The organism is Vibrio sp. QJM3NY_15 (genome assembly GCF_057785995.1).
In genome coordinates this window covers 1,711,730-1,729,293 of record NZ_CM173517.1, presented here as the reverse complement: position 1 = coordinate 1,729,293, position 17,564 = coordinate 1,711,730, and the positions used below count along the sequence as shown (strand labels likewise).

The window sequence follows — 17,564 nt, the reverse complement described above, 5'->3', positions numbered from 1 at the left end:
TACGTTAGTTAGGCTTGTGAGTCGCTAGATTACGCGGCTTCGAATGCTAGGGCTTTCTTTTCTACCTGACGGAAGATAAGCGTTAATACGCCATTTACGGCTAGGTAAAATGCACCAGCAATGCCGAACACGGTTAGCGTGTCGTAGGTTTGCCCATTAATACGCTGAGCGTAGCCCATCAAATCCATGATAGTGATGGTGCTTGCCAGTGATGTGCCTTTGAATACCAGAATCACTTCGTTCGAGTAAGCTGGAACAGCGCGGCGCAGTGCGTATGGCAGCAACACTTTAAGCGTTGCGATTTTGTCCATACCTAGTGCGCGACATGCTTCCCACTGCCCTGCTGGAATGGCGTTGAATGCACCTCTGAACAGTAGCGTGCTGTATGCAGCGGTGTTCAAAGCTAATGCTAACATCGCGCAGAACCAAGGTTGGCTTAACCATGTCCATAGGAAGCTTTCACGAATCCAATCGAATTGACCTGGGCCGTAATACACCAAGAAGATCTGTACCAATAATGGTGTGCCCGTGAACAGCGTAATAAGGCCACGAGTGAACCAATGTATTACTGGTAATCTTAGAATCAGCGTTACTGTCATCAACAGTGACAAGATACAACCAACAAGCAGTGAAGCGCCTGTCAGTTGAAGGCTGGTCACTAAACCTTCAAGCATTTGAGAGAGGTATTGTTGATTCATGCCATTGCCCCTTTATTACCCAAACCTTGAATAGAGAACTTACCATCAATCACTTTTACCAATCTTTGCGTGATTAAAGTGATGATTAAGTAGATAGCCGCTGCTGTTGCGTACCAAGTGAATGCTTCGTGCGTGGCTGCTGATGTTAATTGCGCTTGCTTCAATAGATCGGTTACGCCAATCAGTGAAACCAGTGCAGTGTCTTTCAAGAGAACCAACCATTGGTTCGTTAAACCTGGTAGTGCGTGTCTTACAGCTTGTGGCAATACAACTCTGAAGAAGGCGCGAGATTGAGGAATACCCAATGCACTCGCCGCTTCTCTCTGCCCTTTACTTACTGCTTTCAATGCACCACGAATGGTTTGTGAAGCATAAGAAGCGAAGATAAGTGACAACGCAACAACACCAGATAAGAACGGGCTCACTTCAATAAAATCACCAGTGATCATGAAGAGCACTTGTGTTGAACCAAAGTAGATAAACAAAACCACCAAGATTTCTGGTAGCCCACGTACGATAGTCACGAACGCAGTTGTCGGCCATTTGATTGCAATACGACGAGACATTTCACCGCCAGCAAACAATACCGCTAAAACTAATCCAACCAATAGGCTTACGAACGCAAGCTGAACTGTCATCCAGCTTGCTTCGACGAGCCCTAAAGAGTAACCCGTTAACTGCATATTACTTACCGAAGTACTTGTTGAAGATCTTGTCGTATTCGCCGTTCGCTTTAACCGCTGCAAGTGCTGTGTTCAGCTGTGCAACGAGCTCTGGGTTGCTTTTGTTTACTGCGATACCGAAACCGTTACCAAAGTATTCTTGGTTCGTTACTTGCTCGCCAACATACGTTAGGTTGTCTTGCTTCTTAAACCATTCCGCTACTACCGCTGTGTCACCAAATACTGAATCAATACGACCGTTTTTCATGTCGATGAATGCATCTTGGTAGCTTGAATAAGGAACAGCTGTTACGCCAGTCATTTGCTCAAGTAGGAAGCTTTGGTGAGTAGAACCGTTTTGAACACCGATACGCTTGCCTTCAAGGGCTGCTTGGTCTGCTACTTTACCTTCGATAGAGATGAATGCTGCAGAGTTGTCGTAATAAGCATCAGAGAAGTTCACTTGTTGAAGACGTGCTTCAGTGATATCCATTGCCGAGATAGCCGCATCGTAACGTTTGAATTTAAGAGCTGGGATCAGGCTATCGAATGCTTGATTGTGGAAAGTACATGTCGCTTTCATCTCTTCACAAATTGCGTTTGCTAGGTCTACGTCAAAACCTTGGATTTGGTTGTTCTCGTCCATGTATTCGAATGGTGCGTAAGTTGCTTCCATTGCGAATTTGATTTCTTCTTGAGCCGCTGCGTTGAAAGAAGCAAGGCCGATAAGTGAAGCTAGTAGAATCTTTTTCATTTTGTTACTCCGAATACATTGTGATAGTGGCCTGTGGCCATTCTTATAATTTGATTGTTTTAATCGATGTTGTGTTTAGCTAAATCTAGTGAGTTAACTTAGGTTTAATGAGTAAGGTACTCGGCAAACTCTGGAGTCTGCGGATTAATAAATGCATCGTTGGTGCCGTGTTCAACGATGTAACCCTTCTCAAGGTAAAGAACATGGCTTGCAATCTTCTTGGCGAAATCAACTTCGTGAGTCACAACAACCTGAGTGATCCCTGTGCCGCTTAACTCTTTAATGATGCTAACAACTTGGTTGGTGATCTCTGGGTCGAGTGCTGCAGTTGGTTCATCAAACAGCAATACATCGGGCTTCATCATAAGAGCACGAGCAATCGCAACACGTTGTTGCTGACCACCAGACAGTTGCAATGGCCAAGCGTCTGCTTTGTCTGCAAGCTGTAAGGTGGTTAATACCGCCTTTGCTTGTTTGATGGCTTCTTGCTTATCTAAGCCTGCAACTTTGGTTGGCGCTTCAATCAAGTTTTCCATTACCGTCATGTGCGGCCACAAGTTGTATTGTTGGAAAACCATGCCGACTTTACGACGAAGTTTAAGCCCCTGCTTCTCTTGGATCTGACTAGCAAAGTCGAATTGCTCGTTAGCAATGTCTAATTCGCCGTTGTCCGCAATTTCTAGCAGGTTCAAAACACGCAGTAGTGAACTCTTACCAGCGCCGCTTGGGCCAAGCAGTACCAAGGTTTCGCCACTCTCACAGTTAAAACTGATGTCGTGAAGAACTTGGATATCGCCATATGATTTGTTGATGCTCTTTACTTGAATACTCATGCCGGATTACTGCATTAATTGTCATTTGTTGGTTATTCTATTCAAACTGAACTTTTATGCAAGATAAATGTATAAAAAACTAATTTGTTGAATTTTTGTAACAGATATTGCATAAAAAATAGTCTCAATGACTGGTCTTACATCTATAAATCACAAGTTATTGATAAGATTAGTTTAGAGCTAAAAGGCAAACGTTTTACTGATAATTTATAAATCATCACTGGGTTGTAAATCTATGAACACACTTCCCTATTGATTTAGAATTACTTGCATAAAAATTAGGGTTAAAAAGCCAGCTTCACAACCATCTTGGTGTACAGGAAATGCTTAATTTTCCCTTTAAGCAGTTTCTGTTGATTCAATCAGTGTTAAGAAAATTTTGGAAATTGAGTTTCCTAGGAAGCGTCACGCGGCAATAAATGCTTTAATGGCATCGATTCTCAATAACAAGTTTTCAGCAGCGAACAACACGAATTACAAGCTACAAGCCACCTATTCTTAAAGCGACAACACATTAAGGCAGTCATATGCAAAACGATGTCTCTTCTACGCTCGACTCGACTCAGCGCTCTACTCAAAAAGCGTCAGAACCCAAACCTGAGAAGAAAAGCCTCAGTATTCTATTCGAGCTCAGCAAATTCATTCAGCCTTACAAAGGCCGTGTTATTGCCGCGTTGATCGCGTTGATCTTCACGGCGAGCTTAACCCTTTCGGTCGGACACGGTATCCGCCTTCTTATTGATCAAGGGTTCAGTCAACAATCGCTATCAGACTTAGGCAGTGCGATTCAATTCATCATGGTGGTGGTCGTGTTAATCTCGATTGGCACCTTCTTCCGCTTCTATTTAGTCTCTTCTGTTGGTGAGCGAGTAAGTGCGGATATACGCCTGTCGGTTTTCAATCACGTGGTGACGCTTCACCCGAGTTACTTTGAAACGAATGGCAGTGGCGACATCATGTCGCGCATCACAACCGACACAACTCTGCTTCAAAGCATCATTGGTTCGTCGTTTTCTATGGCGATGCGCAGCGCGCTGATGTGTATTGGCGCAATCATCATGCTATTCGCGACCAACATTAAGCTAACGCTGATTGTGTTGGCCTCGGTGCCGTTTATCCTGATTCCGATTTTGGTATACGGTCGACGAGTAAGAGCCCTATCCCGTCAAAGCCAAGATTCGATGTCCGATGTGGGCTCTTATGCCGGTGAAGCGATTGAACACATCAAGACGGTGCAAAGCTACAGCCGAGAAGAACAAGAGAAAGCGTCATTCGCAATTGAAGTAGAAAAGGCTTACGAGATTGGTCGCCAACGCGTAAAACAGCGTGCGATTCTAATCTCTGGTGTGATTGTTATCGTGTTCAGTGCGATTGCAGGCATGCTTTGGGTTGGCGGCAGTGATGTTATCAACGGAACTATGTCGGCGGGTGATCTGGCTGCATTTGTCTTCTATGCGATCATGGTCGCTTCATCGCTAGGTACGATTTCTGAAGTGATGGGTGAATTGCAACGTGCGGCAGGTGCGACAGAGCGATTGATTGAAATTCTACAAGTTGAAAGCCACATTGTTGCGCCTGTAAAAAACCCAACATCACTGGATAACGTGACACCAGAAGTCGCTTTTGATGATGTGACCTTCTGTTACCCATCAAGACCCGATCAGCCCGCAACAAGCAACCTCACGCTAACGGCCCATGAAGGTAAAGTGTTGGCATTGGTTGGCCCGTCTGGCGCAGGTAAAACCACCCTATTCGAACTGCTGCAACGTTTCTATGACCCACAAGTGGGTAAAGTGACGCTAGGCGGTGTTGAACTGAATCAGTTTGATCCGAATGAACTGAGAAAGCAGATGGCGTTGGTTCCTCAGCAACCCGCTCTGTTCAGTAACGATGTATTCCATAACATCCGATACGGAAACCCAGAAGCAACGGACGAACAAGTTATCGAAGCGGCGAAAAAAGCGCACGCACACGAGTTCATCCAAAACTTACCTGAAGGCTATCACAGCTTTCTTGGTGAACGTGGCGTGAGATTGTCTGGCGGTCAGCGTCAGCGTATCGCTATCGCTCGTGCCATCTTAAAAGATCCGAATATTCTCTTATTGGATGAAGCAACCAGTGCGCTAGACAGTGAAAGTGAGCATCATGTTCAACAAGCTTTAGAAGAATTAATGCGTGGCAGAACGACGATCATTATCGCGCACCGTTTATCAACAATTAAACACGCCGACCAAATTGCAGTACTCGATAAAGGACAGTTGGTAGACATCGGCGACCACCTGTCGCTCATCAATAGCTGTGAACTGTACCAACGCCTAGTTGAACTGCAATTCAAACACCTTAATGTGTAAACATTGAGTGGATGTGCAACTAAGTTACTGACATTGTGTGGTTTCAAGCTTCAAAAACTTAAATCACACGTGTTGCAGTTTTGTTAATTTAGCGGTAGGGTTTTTATTCCAATAACAACTTATCCCGATGAAGGATAAGTAGATAACGTTAATTACCCAGATAACACTAACTACACAGATAACAATAAGAGAGTTCGCATGGAAGCACTATTATCTGACTACCCGGTAGTAACAGAAATCCCTGTCGCTTGGGGAGAAATGGACGCACTCAATCACGTTAACAACGCCGTATATTTTCGCTATTTCGAAACCGCTCGCTTAGATTTTTTCAAGCACGTTGAGCTGATGGAAGAGATGGCGATTACCAAAGTTGGCCCTGTTCTTGGCGACACTTACTGTAAGTATTTCCGCCCAGTCACATATCCAGACACTCTGATGATTGGTTCTCGTGTCACCGACATTCAAGACGACCGCTTCACCATGGAATACGCGATCGTCAGTAAGACTCAACAAAAGCTGACGACAATCGGTACTGCGACCATCGTTATGTTCGATTTTGCGTCTAACCAAAAAGCGTTGCTTTCACTGCGTTTAACCAGTGAAATCGAAAAGATGAACACGTTGAAAAGCCCATGCTTCAAACAGGAAGCAGTGACGGAATAACCTATTCGCTAATTGAAAAAGACTCAGGAAATTTCAGACATTAAAAAGCCACTCGATTGAGTGGCTTTTTGTTTGTTCTTCTGGACTTATAAGCTTTTGGCTATAGACCTTGCACGTATTGAGCGTTAGTACGAACTTCGACTAGCTGCTCTAGGTTCTGTTGTGAACCATCAACGCCGTCAATCAAACCTTGGAAGTGTTTGATAAGCTCTACTTTGTCTTGTACTTCTTTCGAACCTGCACCGATGTTGGTTAGGTCAATGAAGAACTCATCGAACAGACCCGAGAAATCCGTTACAGCGTCATGGTTTAAGAACTGCTCGTGGTTGTAAATGCTTGGGTAGCCGCCCTTCTGTTTATCAACCGCGAAAGAGATGCCTTTCACGTTAGTAATCGTGGTCGCTTTCTCACACTTCAACATACAACCCGCTTCGATGCTTGGCTTGTTACAACCAACGGTTCTTTGGAAGAAACACTGACGGCTGGTCATCATCAAGATTGGGTGGTAGATGCTGTAGAACAGTTTGAAGTTCTCTGGGCGACGAATATGACGAATCTGACCTTTGTTGATCTCGTTCGAAATGAAAGCACCGGCACAGTTAAGCTCTTCTTGCAGAGTCACTAAGGCATGAGAGTTGGTCGTGTTCATGAACGGACCCGCAACCCACTCGATACCCATTTCGTAAGCTTTGTAAGCAATACCCGTGTTGTTGGTTACGATGCGAGCTGGCTTGATCTCTTCCAGAATACGAACCGCTTCGTCGTAGTCTTTACCGATCAATACTGCAGGGAACCAAGGAATCAAGCGTGGGTTTGCAGCCAAGATATCGATGTACTTGTTACAACGCTTCTTGAAGCTTTCAGGTAGTTTGAAGTAAACATCCGCTTCAGTCACATCACACAGGTGCAAGTCTTCCACATCCGCGATCAGCATCGACATGGTTGGCTTGTCGTTCATCTTAGGATGTTGTGGTAGTGCTGGCACGTCAACGTGCTTAATCACATCTACAGAGCCATTAAGAACGAAGTCGATTTCATCTTTAAGATTAGACACTTCTTTCAAAGGAATAATCAGGCCAGCATCAAGGTTATCGTAGTTGTAGCTCTCTAATGCATGAACTGCACTCTTAACAGCTTTGAAACGCTTCTCAAGTAACTCTTGATCGATCGCCTTCTCACCTGCCGCTATCAGTAGCGATTTAGATTGAAGCGTAAAGTTCTCTTTTGCTGTGTTCACTGTCACCGTGAATGGTTGACCCAATTTCGCGCTAAACGACAATGACACTGGTGTTTTACGAATATCAAGGAATTCGATCTTGTCGCGCATTTCGCTGCCTAGCGCATTCTTAGCTTCGTAAAGATCGCTGGTCACTTCTTGAATTTGCACAACAGAGATTTCATTGTTCTCTTTCGTCGCTTTATCTACAGCGTAATTCATGCTGTTGTCGCGAGGGTTATCGATGAACATGTCTTTCGTTAGGTTGCCCTTAAGGAAAGAGTTGGTGAAATCACGGTTGAATACTTTGTGTAGGTTCGAATCGTCTTCGATCAACAAACCACTTTCTACAAAGCTATCAATCTGTTTGCGCCACGTGTCTACCACTGTGTATACGTAGTGTGCGCCTTTGATACGGCCTTCTACTTTCAACGAGTCAACTTTTGCGTCAACCAGTTCAGGTAGGTCGTAGTAAGCAGAGTTATCTTTCAGGTTCAGTGGAAACTTGTTTCCTGCATCGGTGATTTCGTATTCATCACGACATGCTTGGCTACAACGGCCACGGTTACCTGAGTTACCCACACTTACTGAGCTTGAGTAACATTGGCCAGAGAATGCGATACACAAAGCGCCATGTACAAACACTTCGGTTAGAACATCGTGATCGTGTGCCACTTCCGTCAGCATTTTGATTTCTGGCAGGTTCAATTCACGAGACAAGTTAACGCGCGTCGCGCCAATCTTAGACAAGAACTTAATCTGGCCTTCGTTGTGCGTAGTCAGCTGAGTCGATGCGTGAACATCTAATGATGGGAAATGCTTTTTCACCAAATCGAACAAACCAAGATCCTGGACAATGATGCCGTCTAGTTTGGTGTTCACTAGTTGGTTTAACAGTTTAGTGATGCTCTTAATTTCATGCTCCAGCAGCACAACGTTAAGAGTTAGAAACACTTCACAGCCATATTCATGAGCAAGGCGAATCACACCATTCAACTCATCTAACGACAGGTTAGAGGCTCTGTTACGAGCGTTGAAGGTGTCTAAACCGCAATAAACCGCATTAGCACCTGCTACGATAGCTGCTTTAATCGCCTCTACATCGCCACCTGGGGCTAATAACTCAATCTTTCTGCTCATTTTTGAAGTCGCTCACTTACTTATAATTTTTAAGCCGCGTATTCTACCTACATCACGATCTCTTTACCACCTAACAACACTTTTCAAACTAAATGACCTCAATAATGCCAAACGAATCCGATTTACCTATCCTTTATTCTTTAAGACGTTGTCCTTACGCTATGCGTGGAAGAATGGGCATTGCCTTATCAAAACAACAAGTGTTGCTCCGTGAAATTGTCACCAAAGATAAGCCTAGCGAACTATTGGCTAGTTCACCAAAAGGCACTGTTCCAGTATTGGTATTACCAGATGGCCAAATCATCGAGCAGAGCTTAGATGTGATGAATTGGGCGCTTCAACAAAACGATCCTCAAGATCTTCTGCGTTCAAGTAACCCAACACTTAGCCAACAAGTCCACCAGCTCATTAAAGTTAACGATGATGAATTTATTGGTCACTTAGAAAAGTATCGTGCGTCTGTTCGTTACCGAAACATCGATACGGAACAACGTCGACAAGCCTGTGAAGGATTCATCAGCAAGTTAGAGGCATTACTCACCGACCAAGCCTACTTTTTTGGAGAAACACCAAGCTTAGCCGATTTTGCCGTGATGCCTTTTGTTAGCCAGTTCGTAAGAGTCGAGAAGAAGTGGTTTGTGCAATCTGAATATCAGAACGTTGGACGTTGGTTAAGAGCGCACCTCGAGAGTAAGCTATACACCCAAGTCATGAAGCAATACCCTTTGTGGAACGAAACTAAACAAGATTGTCTTTTTGGATAGGATTAAGTCGCTATGAATTGCTGGAGATATCCCTAGATTACCGAAGATGACTGTAAACAGTTCTAAATAAGCATAACCAGCTCTCTATTGTTATGAAAATCGTGACACTGAATCACAAGTGGTGCTATTGATAGCATATTAGATATCAACGAAAATCGCCTTTCACTCAATCACAACGTTAGTTTGAAATGCGCTATGCCAAAAAACCAAGTAAACACGTTCAATACACCTAGTCCCGATTTTAAAGGGTTCGCGAAAGTTTCACTGTTAGTGGCCTGCTCGTTAGCCCTTTCAGGCTGTAGCGCGAAAAACAAAGCAACAAACACAAGCCCATCTGCTGCGCAGCAGAATCAAGCCTACACGGCGAAAAGCTTCATTAAACCCAATAGCAAAGTCACGTTGATCCTCTCTTTTTCTGGTGGCGGCACACGTGCGGCGGCACTCTCATATGGTGTGCTGCAAGCATTGCGCGACACCAACATCCAAGTAAATGGTGAAACGGTCAATCTGTTAGAAGAAGTTGATATGATCAGTTCGGTATCCGGTGGCAGCTTTACCGCCGCCTATTATGGTTTGTATGGTGACCAGATATTCGAAGATTACGAAGAAACGTTCCTTTATCACGAAGTCTCGAAAGATCTGTTCTCCATCCTTTTATCTCCAACTTATTGGTTCTCGTACGCCACCAGAACAGACAAAGCCACCGACTATTACAAAGCCAACATCTTCGGTGAAAGTACATTTGCCGACATGCACCGAGAAGATGCACCCTACATTGTTATTAACGCGACCGACATTTCAACGAGTTCGCGTTTTTCATTCACACAAGAGTATTTTGACCTCATTTGTTCAGACTTGAATAGCTATTCTGTATCTAGTTCGGTGACGGCTTCTTCTGCCGTGCCTTTCGTTTTCACACCTGTGGTACTAGAAAACAAAAATGACTGTGACAAATCAGAGCATTTACAGCCCTCCTTTGAAGCCACGAGTTATCGCAATAGAAATCTCATCAAATCGCTAGAGTCCTATAGCAATAAGGATGATGTGAGTTATCTCCACCTTGTGGATGGCGGGATTACTGACAACCTCGGTTTACTGTCGGTATATGAGATGTCTGAATATTTGCGTTACAACGACAACGAAGAACTGAAAAACTTGTACGACAACCAGCACGCGCGCCCTATTGTCATCATTTCGGTTGATGCATCGACGACGCCAGAATCTGGCATTGGAGAGTCAATTGAAACGCCTTCCATGAAACAAACGGTGGATGTCATCACCGATATCCAGCTGCATCGCTATAACGACACAACAAAAGATTTGATCGTTGACGAGTTGCAGTCTTGGTCGGAGTTGGCCTCTCAGCAAGGTCGTAAGGTGTCTCCTTACTTCATTGAAATCAGCTTAAATAAATCAGACAACAGCGCCAAGCGATATTTGCTCAATCAAATTCCGACGGACTTTATGATAGACAAAGAAAACGTCGACCTATTGATTGAAGAAGGTAACAAACAACTTGTTGCCGATCCGGAATTCCGAAACTTCTTATCATTTGAATATAACAAATAATGCTAATCTAGTTGCTTATTAAAGCGCGATTTGGCCATCAAAATTTAGTCATAATTTCACCTTTAAAAGGATCACTATGGAATTTGAAAATAACATCTTACATCTCGGGTCATTCTTTGCAGTGACCATGGGGATCGTGGTTCTATTTATCGGTCGGAGGCTCAATCAGGTCATCGGTTTTTTGAAAGAGTTCAGTATTCCTGAACCTGTCTCTGGCGGGATTTTAGCATCGCTCCTGTTTGCGGCTCTTTACGCGATGACCTCAATTGAAGTGCAGTTTGATCTGTTTGCTCGAGATGTATTATTGGTCTACTTCTTTACCACGATTGGTATTAACTCAAGTTTGAAAGACCTGTTCAAAGGCGGAAAGCCCTTGGTTATTTTGCTAGCAATCACTATCTTCTTCATGATCATGCAGAACATCGTCGGTATTTCTGTCGCATCAATGTTTGGCCTAGAGCCTGTCTTTGGTCTACTCAGCGGAAGTATTTCGCTGATTGGCGGACATGGTACCGCGATTGCTTGGGCACCCAAGGTTGCAGAAGAATTCGGCCTAGAAAGCGCGATGGAGATAGGTATCGCCAGTGCAACATTCGGCCTGATTTTAGCCAGTCTGATGGGAGGCCCTATTGCGAAGTTTCTCATCAAGCGTCACAACCTCAAACCTGCCGACGGGCAATCAGGCTCAATCGATTCAAATGCCAAAAAGCAACAACAAGCTCTCACATCATTTCAATTTTTAGATGCCGTGTTAGCGATCCATATTTGTGTCATTGTCGGCGCGTTGCTTAATGAACTGATCAGTCAGACAGGATTACAGCTTCCACTGTTCGTATCGTGTTTGTTTGCGGGTATCGTGATCACCAACGTAATGCCAGACTCCTACCCTAGAATTTCGGGCGCAAAATGGCCGACACGCTCGCCCGCTATCGACTTAATTGCCGAAATCTCCCTGGGTACATTTTTGGCGATGTCACTAATGAGCATGCAACTTTGGACGCTCATAGACTTGGCCGCTCCTATCTTCGCGATATTGGCAATGCAGCTGCTACTGGCCGTGATAATCAATATCTTCATCGTGTTCCCTTCAATGGGTAAGACCTATGATGCAGCCGTTGTATGTGCGGGGTTTGGAGGAATTTCATTAGGTTCAACACCGACAGCCATGGCAAACATGTCGGCAGTAAGCCAGAAGTATGGGCATTCAGCGCAAGCCTTCATCATCGTGCCATTGGTATGCGCGTTCTTCATTGATTTAGCGAACGCCCTGATTATTCCTTACTTCATGAGAATGATGTAGCTGACCTTTGTTAGGACGGTATGCCACAATTTATTTAAGCGGTGTACCCCAATAAAAAGAGCCGCTCAATACAGAGCGACTCTTTTACTAATGACTAAATTTGCGCTATCACTAATGACAACCCAAAGCTTATTGAATCGCTATAGAAATCTCGACTTCAGTTTCGCCTTTGTAGAATTCAAAATCTGTCGCGTAAGTTCGAACATGAGGGCAATCTGCAGCGTTGAAATACGCCCAAACTTCACCCCATAGGTCGATCACTGCTTGAGGGAGTTCACCTTCAGCAGAAAACGTTAAGTATTTGCCTGCTTGTATTTCGGTTTCTACAAGCGCATCTAAATTGTTATCGGTAAGTGCGCTAGTACAAGCGATGACGTCAAATTCACCCGTAAAGTCAGACTCGTAATTGGTGTAGACACCATACACTTTTGAATCCGGCGTTAATTTTGGAAACGCTTGGTCAAAAAAGCCCTGCCACAATTGCCCTATCTTGGCTTTGGCCGGGTCAATCTCATCGGTATTAGTGGTTCTTACTGAAAAACCATACGCCTTTACGGCTTCAATCGTTTCTACTTTCATTCGTTTTATTCCTAAGCCAATTGACGATCTAACTGTATTGAATCCAATGTTTTGTAAAATAACAATACTAATCTTGTATCTCTTTATGGCCACACTTTTCACAGACAAGATGACGAGAAAACTCATCCATTGACGCGATAAATGGGCCAAGGAACCAACCTTTTATCATGCCTGCCCAAAACTCGCTTCGCTTTTGGTTAGGTTTGTCTGCAAACGCACTCGTCTTTCTGACCAACACAACAACATGTTGTGTGTCTTCTCTGCACGCGGTGCAATAGCATTGTTCTATGGTGTTATTCATTTGAAAGCCTATGACGTTTTGAATGAAACCTGCTGAAAATGAGGATTGTCGATACAGACTTCTAGTGTGGAAAGGTCAGTGAGTACGACAAGTTGTTCTACACCTTGAATACTGACCTTAATGCACTCTTCACGGCTATCATTGCGTTGAGTATCTAATCCGACACACTCTATCTGCTCGCCAGACTTCAGCGTTAATTTGATTGGGTATCGGTGCATACACACAATCTCAATATAATCGTAATCGTTGCAACTAATCATAATACCCCTCCAATTCATCCACCACGCTAATGCGACACGCCATACTATGCAATATGCATATAATCAATCATTTACCCAAATCACATTGATGTTTGTCCGTAACTAAACTTGCTTCTAAACTTGCTTCTAATCCTACTTCTAAACTTAGCTTAATCCAGCTTAACCCATTCACGTTTCTTCTACTCACGCCTGCTTATTCTTTCATTATTAAATAATAATCGAGAATAAAAAAATGAAACACATGAACTATTTACACTTGTTGGCTTTCTTAGGGTTAGTCGCCTCAATGATGACGTTTAATGTTAATGCGGCCACTGAAATCGATGCGAGGCACTTTGCCAATGGTAAAGCCAAATACACGCAGCTTTGTCAGGTGTGCCATGGGGACAAAGGACACGGTGATGGCCCCACTGCCGCTTCATTGCCACACAAGCCCGCCAATATCGCTAATAAACTAGGCGGCTTTTTTACCAGCCCAAGCTCTTTGGCGGATGACATTTTAGAGGGCGATGTAGAACAAGGTATGCCAGCGTGGAAAGGTACAATTACCAAGCAAGATGCTCTGGATATTCTGACGTACGTAGAAACTATCCAATAGTAAACGCTGTTCCATTCGCCTTTTAAACAGATATATCGGTTAATACTCCTCGCTCTATTGCGCTATCTACTTGGTTGATTACACTCAATTTAATGGATAGTGAATAATACGGAATGTTATGACCTTTAAACCTTTAGCACTAAGTAGCCTGATACTTGTTTCTACGGCGACACACGCCGTCAGCTTTATCGATGAAATTGATGGCCAACTCGATATGGGAGAATACCTCGCAGAAAATGCCTACGGTTTTCTTCCTGTTCCAATTTTAATTACAGAGCCTGCGGTAGGATACGGTGGCGGCTTCACCGGTATCTTCATGCACGAATCTGAAGAGCAAAAAAACACGCGTAAAGAACTCGCCGAAAAATCCATCGACGGTGGCGCGCAACTTCTTACCCCTGCAATCACTGCGATTGGCGGCTTTGCGACAGAGAATGGCACTTGGATGGCGTTTGTTGGCCACAAGCGCAGTTGGAATGAAGACTCAATACGCTACCTTGGTGGATTAGGTTATGGCGATATCAACATGACCTTTTATAGACAAAGTACTCCGAACGCCTTGTCTCCACTCGATCCAAACGAAGGTGTTGAGCTAGGACTCAAGGGCATGGGCGGGATACAGAAGCTCCAATTTAGAATACCCGACTCGCAATGGTTACTGGGGTTTTCTCAACAGTTCTTCGCACCAACACTCTCACTTAATAATCATCCTAAAGCGCAAGAAATCTTAAACAACATTGGCAACACGTCACCGACCTCTTCCGGTTTGGGTCTAATCGCCGAGTACGACAGCAAGAACAGCTTCTTGAATCCGACGCAAGGCTACAACTATGTCGCGGAATATCTTTGGTTTGGTGATGCGATTGGCAGTGACTACACCTACCAAACGTTTAATTTGGAAGGGCTGAATTATTGGGAGTTAAACAAGGAGTGGAACTTAGCATTGCGAGGACAATACAAATCATTGTCGACCAATGAACGTGTGCTTTCCCCTCAATATTACCCAGACATTGAACTCAGAGGCATCGCCCGCAATCGCTATCAAGGTGAACACACCGTCGCGGCAGAAGTTCAAGTAAGCAAACAATGGACACCACGTTGGTCAACCGCGGTGTTTACGGGAATTGGCTATGCGGGTGACAGCGATAAAGACATGTTTGATCAAAGTTCTCACGCTGCTTATGGCGTCGGTTTCCGATACCTTATCGCAAGACGCTATGGTTTGATTTCAGGGATTGATATTGCGTTCAGTGAAGAAGATACCGCCCTCTACTTCCAAGTCGGTGCTGGTATCTAATTCATTACGCTGTGCTTACCCAATAAACCAAAGCGATAACGATGAGACAAAGCGCTCCGGTAACAATAATTACTTGAGTGCTTTCCAGTACTGATAAAGGCCATCGATATCAGAAGAACACATTAACGACATTGCGCCTTTGATCTGTTCTTCGCTCCACTCCCACCATTTCATTTCTAGCAACTGAGCGATTTCAGTTTCATTGAAACGATAACGGATGTGACGCGCAGGGTTTGAACCAACAATCGAGTATGGCGCAACGTCTTTAGTCACAACTGCTCGACTTGCAATGATTGCTCCGTCACCAACCTTAACACCACTCATGATCATGGCTTCTGTGCCAATCCACACATCGTTACCAATCACGGTATCACCAGAGCGTTCGAAGCCGTCTATCGCACCTTCAAAATTCTCGTCGTCTTGATAGAAGAACGGGAAGGTACTCACCCACTGATTTTGGTGGCCTTGGTTGCCCGCCATCATAAACACAGCGCCAGAACCAATCGAACAATAGCTACCGATAATCAGCTTATCGATGTCGGTTCTATCCGGTAATAGGTAACGCGCACAGTCATCAAAGCTGTGGTTATGGTAGTAACCCGAGTAGTAGCTGTGCTCGCCCACGATGATGTTTGGGTTGGTCACTTGTTCTTTGAGTGATTTTCCGACAAACGGGCTCTCAAAATAGTTTTTCATGTTTGTACTCTTAGTTTCGTTCTTTTAGTTAGGTACTTTTGTTACGTGTTTATGGTTTTAACTGGTTTATCTGAGTGTAAAGGCCAACGTGCCCTACCGCCCGCCAGCAATATCAATAAACGAACCGGTTACATAAGAAGCTTCGTCTGATAATAACCATGCAATAGAGTTAGCTACCTCTTCTGGTGTGCCACCTCGTTGTAATGGTAGCTGCGCAGCTAGTCTGTCTACGCGATCAGGTTCTCCGCCGTCTGCGTGCATCTCAGTGTAAATGCACCCAGGCCTTACGCCATTCACTCGGATATTGCGTGAAGCAAGTTCAAGCGATAAGCCTTTAGTGAGTGAATCCATCGCACCTTTCGATGCGGCATAATCCACGTACTCAAATGGTGCTCCTGTACGAGAAGCGGCAGACGATACATTCACAATCGAACCCGCGCCATCAGCTTGCTTGATAAAGGCTTTACTGCACAGAAAGCAGCTTGATACGTTGGATTTCATGACCTTTTCAAAGCGATCCAATTCAATATCAACTAATGGTGACTGAGTAAACAAGATCCCGGCATTATTGACCAAGTGAGTCACTGGACCTAGCTTATTACGAGCAATCTCAAATAAGGATTTCACGTCCGATTCAACAGACACATCTGCCCTAACACTGATAGCAGTTCCGCCCTGCTCACGAATCTCGTTCACTAAATCTTCAGCTCGCGATTCATTGTGTATGAAGTTAACGCATACGGCATAGCCTTTACTGGCCAACAATTTAGATGTCGCCGCGCCAATGCCTCGGCTTCCGCCAGTTACAATCACTACCTTGCTCAATGAAACCTCCTAGTGCCACTTGTTTGTTATAACCTGGGTTTTCGTTACAAACTAATTGTTCGATACAACCTGAACCCACTGCGATCGCCAAGCCGGCGCTTCGAATGGGTCTGGCCAAAACTCAGTTTGCTTTTGAATTAAGCCATCAACCACCGTGTGAAAGGTGACCACCCGATCTTTCAATACACTGTCAGTCACTGACACATCCGTGACTACTGTATCACCCTCACAGACAATCGAATTGAGCGTAAACTCCCAAACACCGTTAGCTGGGTATTCAGAGTTAATTGCCGTGAAATTATCTCGCCCTACCGTTAGTTCAGACGACTGAGGCCAGTAACCTTGAAAATCTTCGGCTAGCCATTCACTTGCCTTTGCAAAATCGTTGGTGCGCATTGCATCCCAAAAACCTAATACCACTTCTTTCGGTGTCATCTCTCATCCCTAAATCATTACGTTTAAGCCAAAAACCAAACAAGTTCCTGACTACTCAATCATTGTTTAGTAAAAACCAAATAGCCTTTGCTCACATCACTGCTTTATCAATTGGAATATATGCGTATAATCCCCGCTCCATTGCGCTATCTCCATTAAAAATAGCGCCATTCACATTTTTAATGAGTACCCAATGTCGAAACTATTTTTTAAAGGCCGTATCGAAACAAGACAGAACCACGTTCTTGCTGGCTACAATGTAAACCGCGATGTTAAAGCGGGTACTGAAGAGTCACCAGTTAACGTAATGGTTCAAACTGAAGCTCGTAAAACAGAAGTTGAAGCAATCGCAGCTGAGCATTCAATCTTTGTTGCGGTATTTGTTGATGCAGAAAAAGAAGAAAACACGCTTGAGTTCGACACGTTACTAAACAAGCCAAAAACAATGACGTTTGAAAAAACGCCTAACCGTAACGATCCATGCTCTTGCGGTAGCGGTAAGAAATACAAGAAGTGCTGCGCATAAGCACTTCTAACTCTCAATCAGTAACCGCATACGATTGAGACAATCGAGATAAAAACGGGCAGGTCACTACGATCTGCCCGTTTTTTTGTATCTCGAG

19 protein-coding genes are annotated in these 17,564 nt (G+C 44.2%); 8 read left to right on the top strand and 11 right to left on the bottom strand.

Annotated features, from left to right (window positions below):
- Positions 1-29: 29 nt before the first annotated feature.
- The 4 genes from artM to artP all read right to left on the bottom strand — a co-directional run bounded on the left by artM (position 30) and on the right by artP (position 2,947).
- Positions 30-698 carry an arginine ABC transporter permease ArtM gene (gene artM / locus AC3CKG_RS07875; RefSeq protein WP_099167271.1) on the bottom strand — a complete coding sequence of 223 codons (669 nt, stop codon included), beginning with the start codon at positions 696-698 and terminating at the stop codon, positions 30-32.
- Positions 695-1,381 (bottom strand): arginine ABC transporter permease ArtQ, encoded by a 687-nt coding sequence (artQ, locus tag AC3CKG_RS07870; protein WP_065103466.1) that lies wholly within the window; start codon positions 1,379-1,381, stop codon positions 695-697. The genes artM and artQ overlap by 4 nt, the downstream gene beginning before the upstream one ends.
- Before the next feature lies 1 nt (position 1,382).
- Entirely contained in the window at positions 1,383-2,114 is a 732-nt protein-coding gene (locus AC3CKG_RS07865) for an arginine ABC transporter substrate-binding protein (RefSeq protein WP_488529174.1), read from the bottom strand.
- 104 nt (positions 2,115-2,218) lie between these two features.
- The gene (gene artP / locus AC3CKG_RS07860; protein ID WP_065103468.1) at positions 2,219-2,947 is read right to left on the bottom strand and encodes an arginine ABC transporter ATP-binding protein ArtP; all 729 of its coding nucleotides are present in this window, start codon (positions 2,945-2,947) and stop codon (positions 2,219-2,221) included.
- A gap of 527 nt (positions 2,948-3,474) precedes the next feature.
- On the opposite strand from artP, the gene AC3CKG_RS07855 reads away from it, so the two are divergent.
- Together AC3CKG_RS07855 and AC3CKG_RS07850 are read left to right on the top strand one after the other, a co-directional pair.
- Entirely contained in the window at positions 3,475-5,298 is a 1,824-nt protein-coding gene (locus AC3CKG_RS07855; RefSeq protein WP_488529173.1) for an ABC transporter ATP-binding protein/permease, read from the top strand.
- A 198-nt stretch (positions 5,299-5,496) separates the two neighbouring features.
- Positions 5,497-5,961: an acyl-CoA thioesterase gene (locus tag AC3CKG_RS07850; protein WP_017091416.1), complete on the top strand. Its 465-nt coding sequence runs from the start codon at positions 5,497-5,499 to the stop codon at positions 5,959-5,961.
- 100 nt (positions 5,962-6,061) lie between these two features.
- Here the strand turns inward: AC3CKG_RS07850 and AC3CKG_RS07845 are convergent, their stop codons facing one another.
- Positions 6,062-8,317 carry a peptidase U32 family protein gene (locus tag AC3CKG_RS07845; protein ID WP_488529172.1) on the bottom strand — a complete coding sequence of 752 codons (2,256 nt, stop codon included), beginning with the start codon at positions 8,315-8,317 and terminating at the stop codon, positions 6,062-6,064.
- Between the two features lie 173 nt (positions 8,318-8,490).
- On the opposite strand from AC3CKG_RS07845, the gene AC3CKG_RS07840 reads away from it, so the two are divergent.
- From AC3CKG_RS07840 to gltS, 3 genes are all read left to right on the top strand, one after another.
- A complete protein-coding gene (locus AC3CKG_RS07840; RefSeq protein ID WP_229632755.1) occupies positions 8,491-9,081 on the top strand; it encodes a glutathione S-transferase in 591 nt (196 codons plus the stop codon).
- A gap of 195 nt (positions 9,082-9,276) precedes the next feature.
- On the top strand, positions 9,277-10,650 hold the full coding sequence (locus tag AC3CKG_RS07835) for a patatin-like phospholipase family protein (protein WP_488529171.1): 1,374 nt from the start codon (positions 9,277-9,279) through the stop codon (positions 10,648-10,650).
- Positions 10,651-10,726: 76 nt separating this feature from the next.
- Complete coding sequence (gltS, locus tag AC3CKG_RS07830; RefSeq protein ID WP_488529170.1) at positions 10,727-11,950, top strand: sodium/glutamate symporter; 1,224 nt, start codon at positions 10,727-10,729, stop codon at positions 11,948-11,950.
- A gap of 129 nt (positions 11,951-12,079) precedes the next feature.
- Here the strand turns inward: gltS and AC3CKG_RS07825 are convergent, their stop codons facing one another.
- The 3 genes from AC3CKG_RS07825 to AC3CKG_RS07815 form a co-directional block, all read right to left on the bottom strand.
- The gene (locus tag AC3CKG_RS07825) at positions 12,080-12,529 is read right to left on the bottom strand and encodes a GyrI-like domain-containing protein (protein WP_061024721.1); all 450 of its coding nucleotides are present in this window, start codon (positions 12,527-12,529) and stop codon (positions 12,080-12,082) included.
- 67 nt (positions 12,530-12,596) lie between these two features.
- The gene (locus tag AC3CKG_RS07820) at positions 12,597-12,830 is read right to left on the bottom strand and encodes a hypothetical protein (protein WP_004733848.1); all 234 of its coding nucleotides are present in this window, start codon (positions 12,828-12,830) and stop codon (positions 12,597-12,599) included.
- Between the two features lie 8 nt (positions 12,831-12,838).
- Positions 12,839-13,090, bottom strand: coding sequence for a Rho-binding antiterminator (locus AC3CKG_RS07815; RefSeq protein WP_372250920.1), 252 nt, complete (start codon positions 13,088-13,090; stop codon positions 12,839-12,841).
- Positions 13,091-13,322: 232 nt separating this feature from the next.
- On the opposite strand from AC3CKG_RS07815, the gene AC3CKG_RS07810 reads away from it, so the two are divergent.
- Together AC3CKG_RS07810 and AC3CKG_RS07805 are read left to right on the top strand one after the other, a co-directional pair.
- Complete coding sequence (locus tag AC3CKG_RS07810) at positions 13,323-13,688, top strand: c-type cytochrome (protein ID WP_372250918.1); 366 nt, start codon at positions 13,323-13,325, stop codon at positions 13,686-13,688.
- Positions 13,689-13,806: 118 nt separating this feature from the next.
- A complete protein-coding gene (locus tag AC3CKG_RS07805) occupies positions 13,807-14,985 on the top strand; it encodes a BamA/TamA family outer membrane protein (protein WP_488529169.1) in 1,179 nt (392 codons plus the stop codon).
- A 69-nt stretch (positions 14,986-15,054) separates the two neighbouring features.
- Here the strand turns inward: AC3CKG_RS07805 and catB are convergent, their stop codons facing one another.
- The 3 genes from catB to AC3CKG_RS07790 form a co-directional block, all read right to left on the bottom strand.
- A complete protein-coding gene (gene catB / locus AC3CKG_RS07800; protein ID WP_372250915.1) occupies positions 15,055-15,681 on the bottom strand; it encodes a type B chloramphenicol O-acetyltransferase in 627 nt (208 codons plus the stop codon).
- A 93-nt stretch (positions 15,682-15,774) separates the two neighbouring features.
- The gene (locus AC3CKG_RS07795) at positions 15,775-16,506 is read right to left on the bottom strand and encodes a glucose 1-dehydrogenase (RefSeq protein ID WP_372250914.1); all 732 of its coding nucleotides are present in this window, start codon (positions 16,504-16,506) and stop codon (positions 15,775-15,777) included.
- A 51-nt stretch (positions 16,507-16,557) separates the two neighbouring features.
- On the bottom strand, positions 16,558-16,941 hold the full coding sequence (locus tag AC3CKG_RS07790) for a nuclear transport factor 2 family protein (RefSeq protein WP_488529168.1): 384 nt from the start codon (positions 16,939-16,941) through the stop codon (positions 16,558-16,560).
- A gap of 193 nt (positions 16,942-17,134) precedes the next feature.
- Between AC3CKG_RS07790 and AC3CKG_RS07785 the strand changes: the two genes are divergently transcribed.
- Positions 17,135-17,467, top strand: a complete 333-nt coding sequence (locus AC3CKG_RS07785) for a PBPRA1643 family SWIM/SEC-C metal-binding motif protein (protein WP_488529167.1) — start codon at positions 17,135-17,137, stop codon at positions 17,465-17,467.
- Positions 17,468-17,564 lie beyond the last annotated feature (97 nt).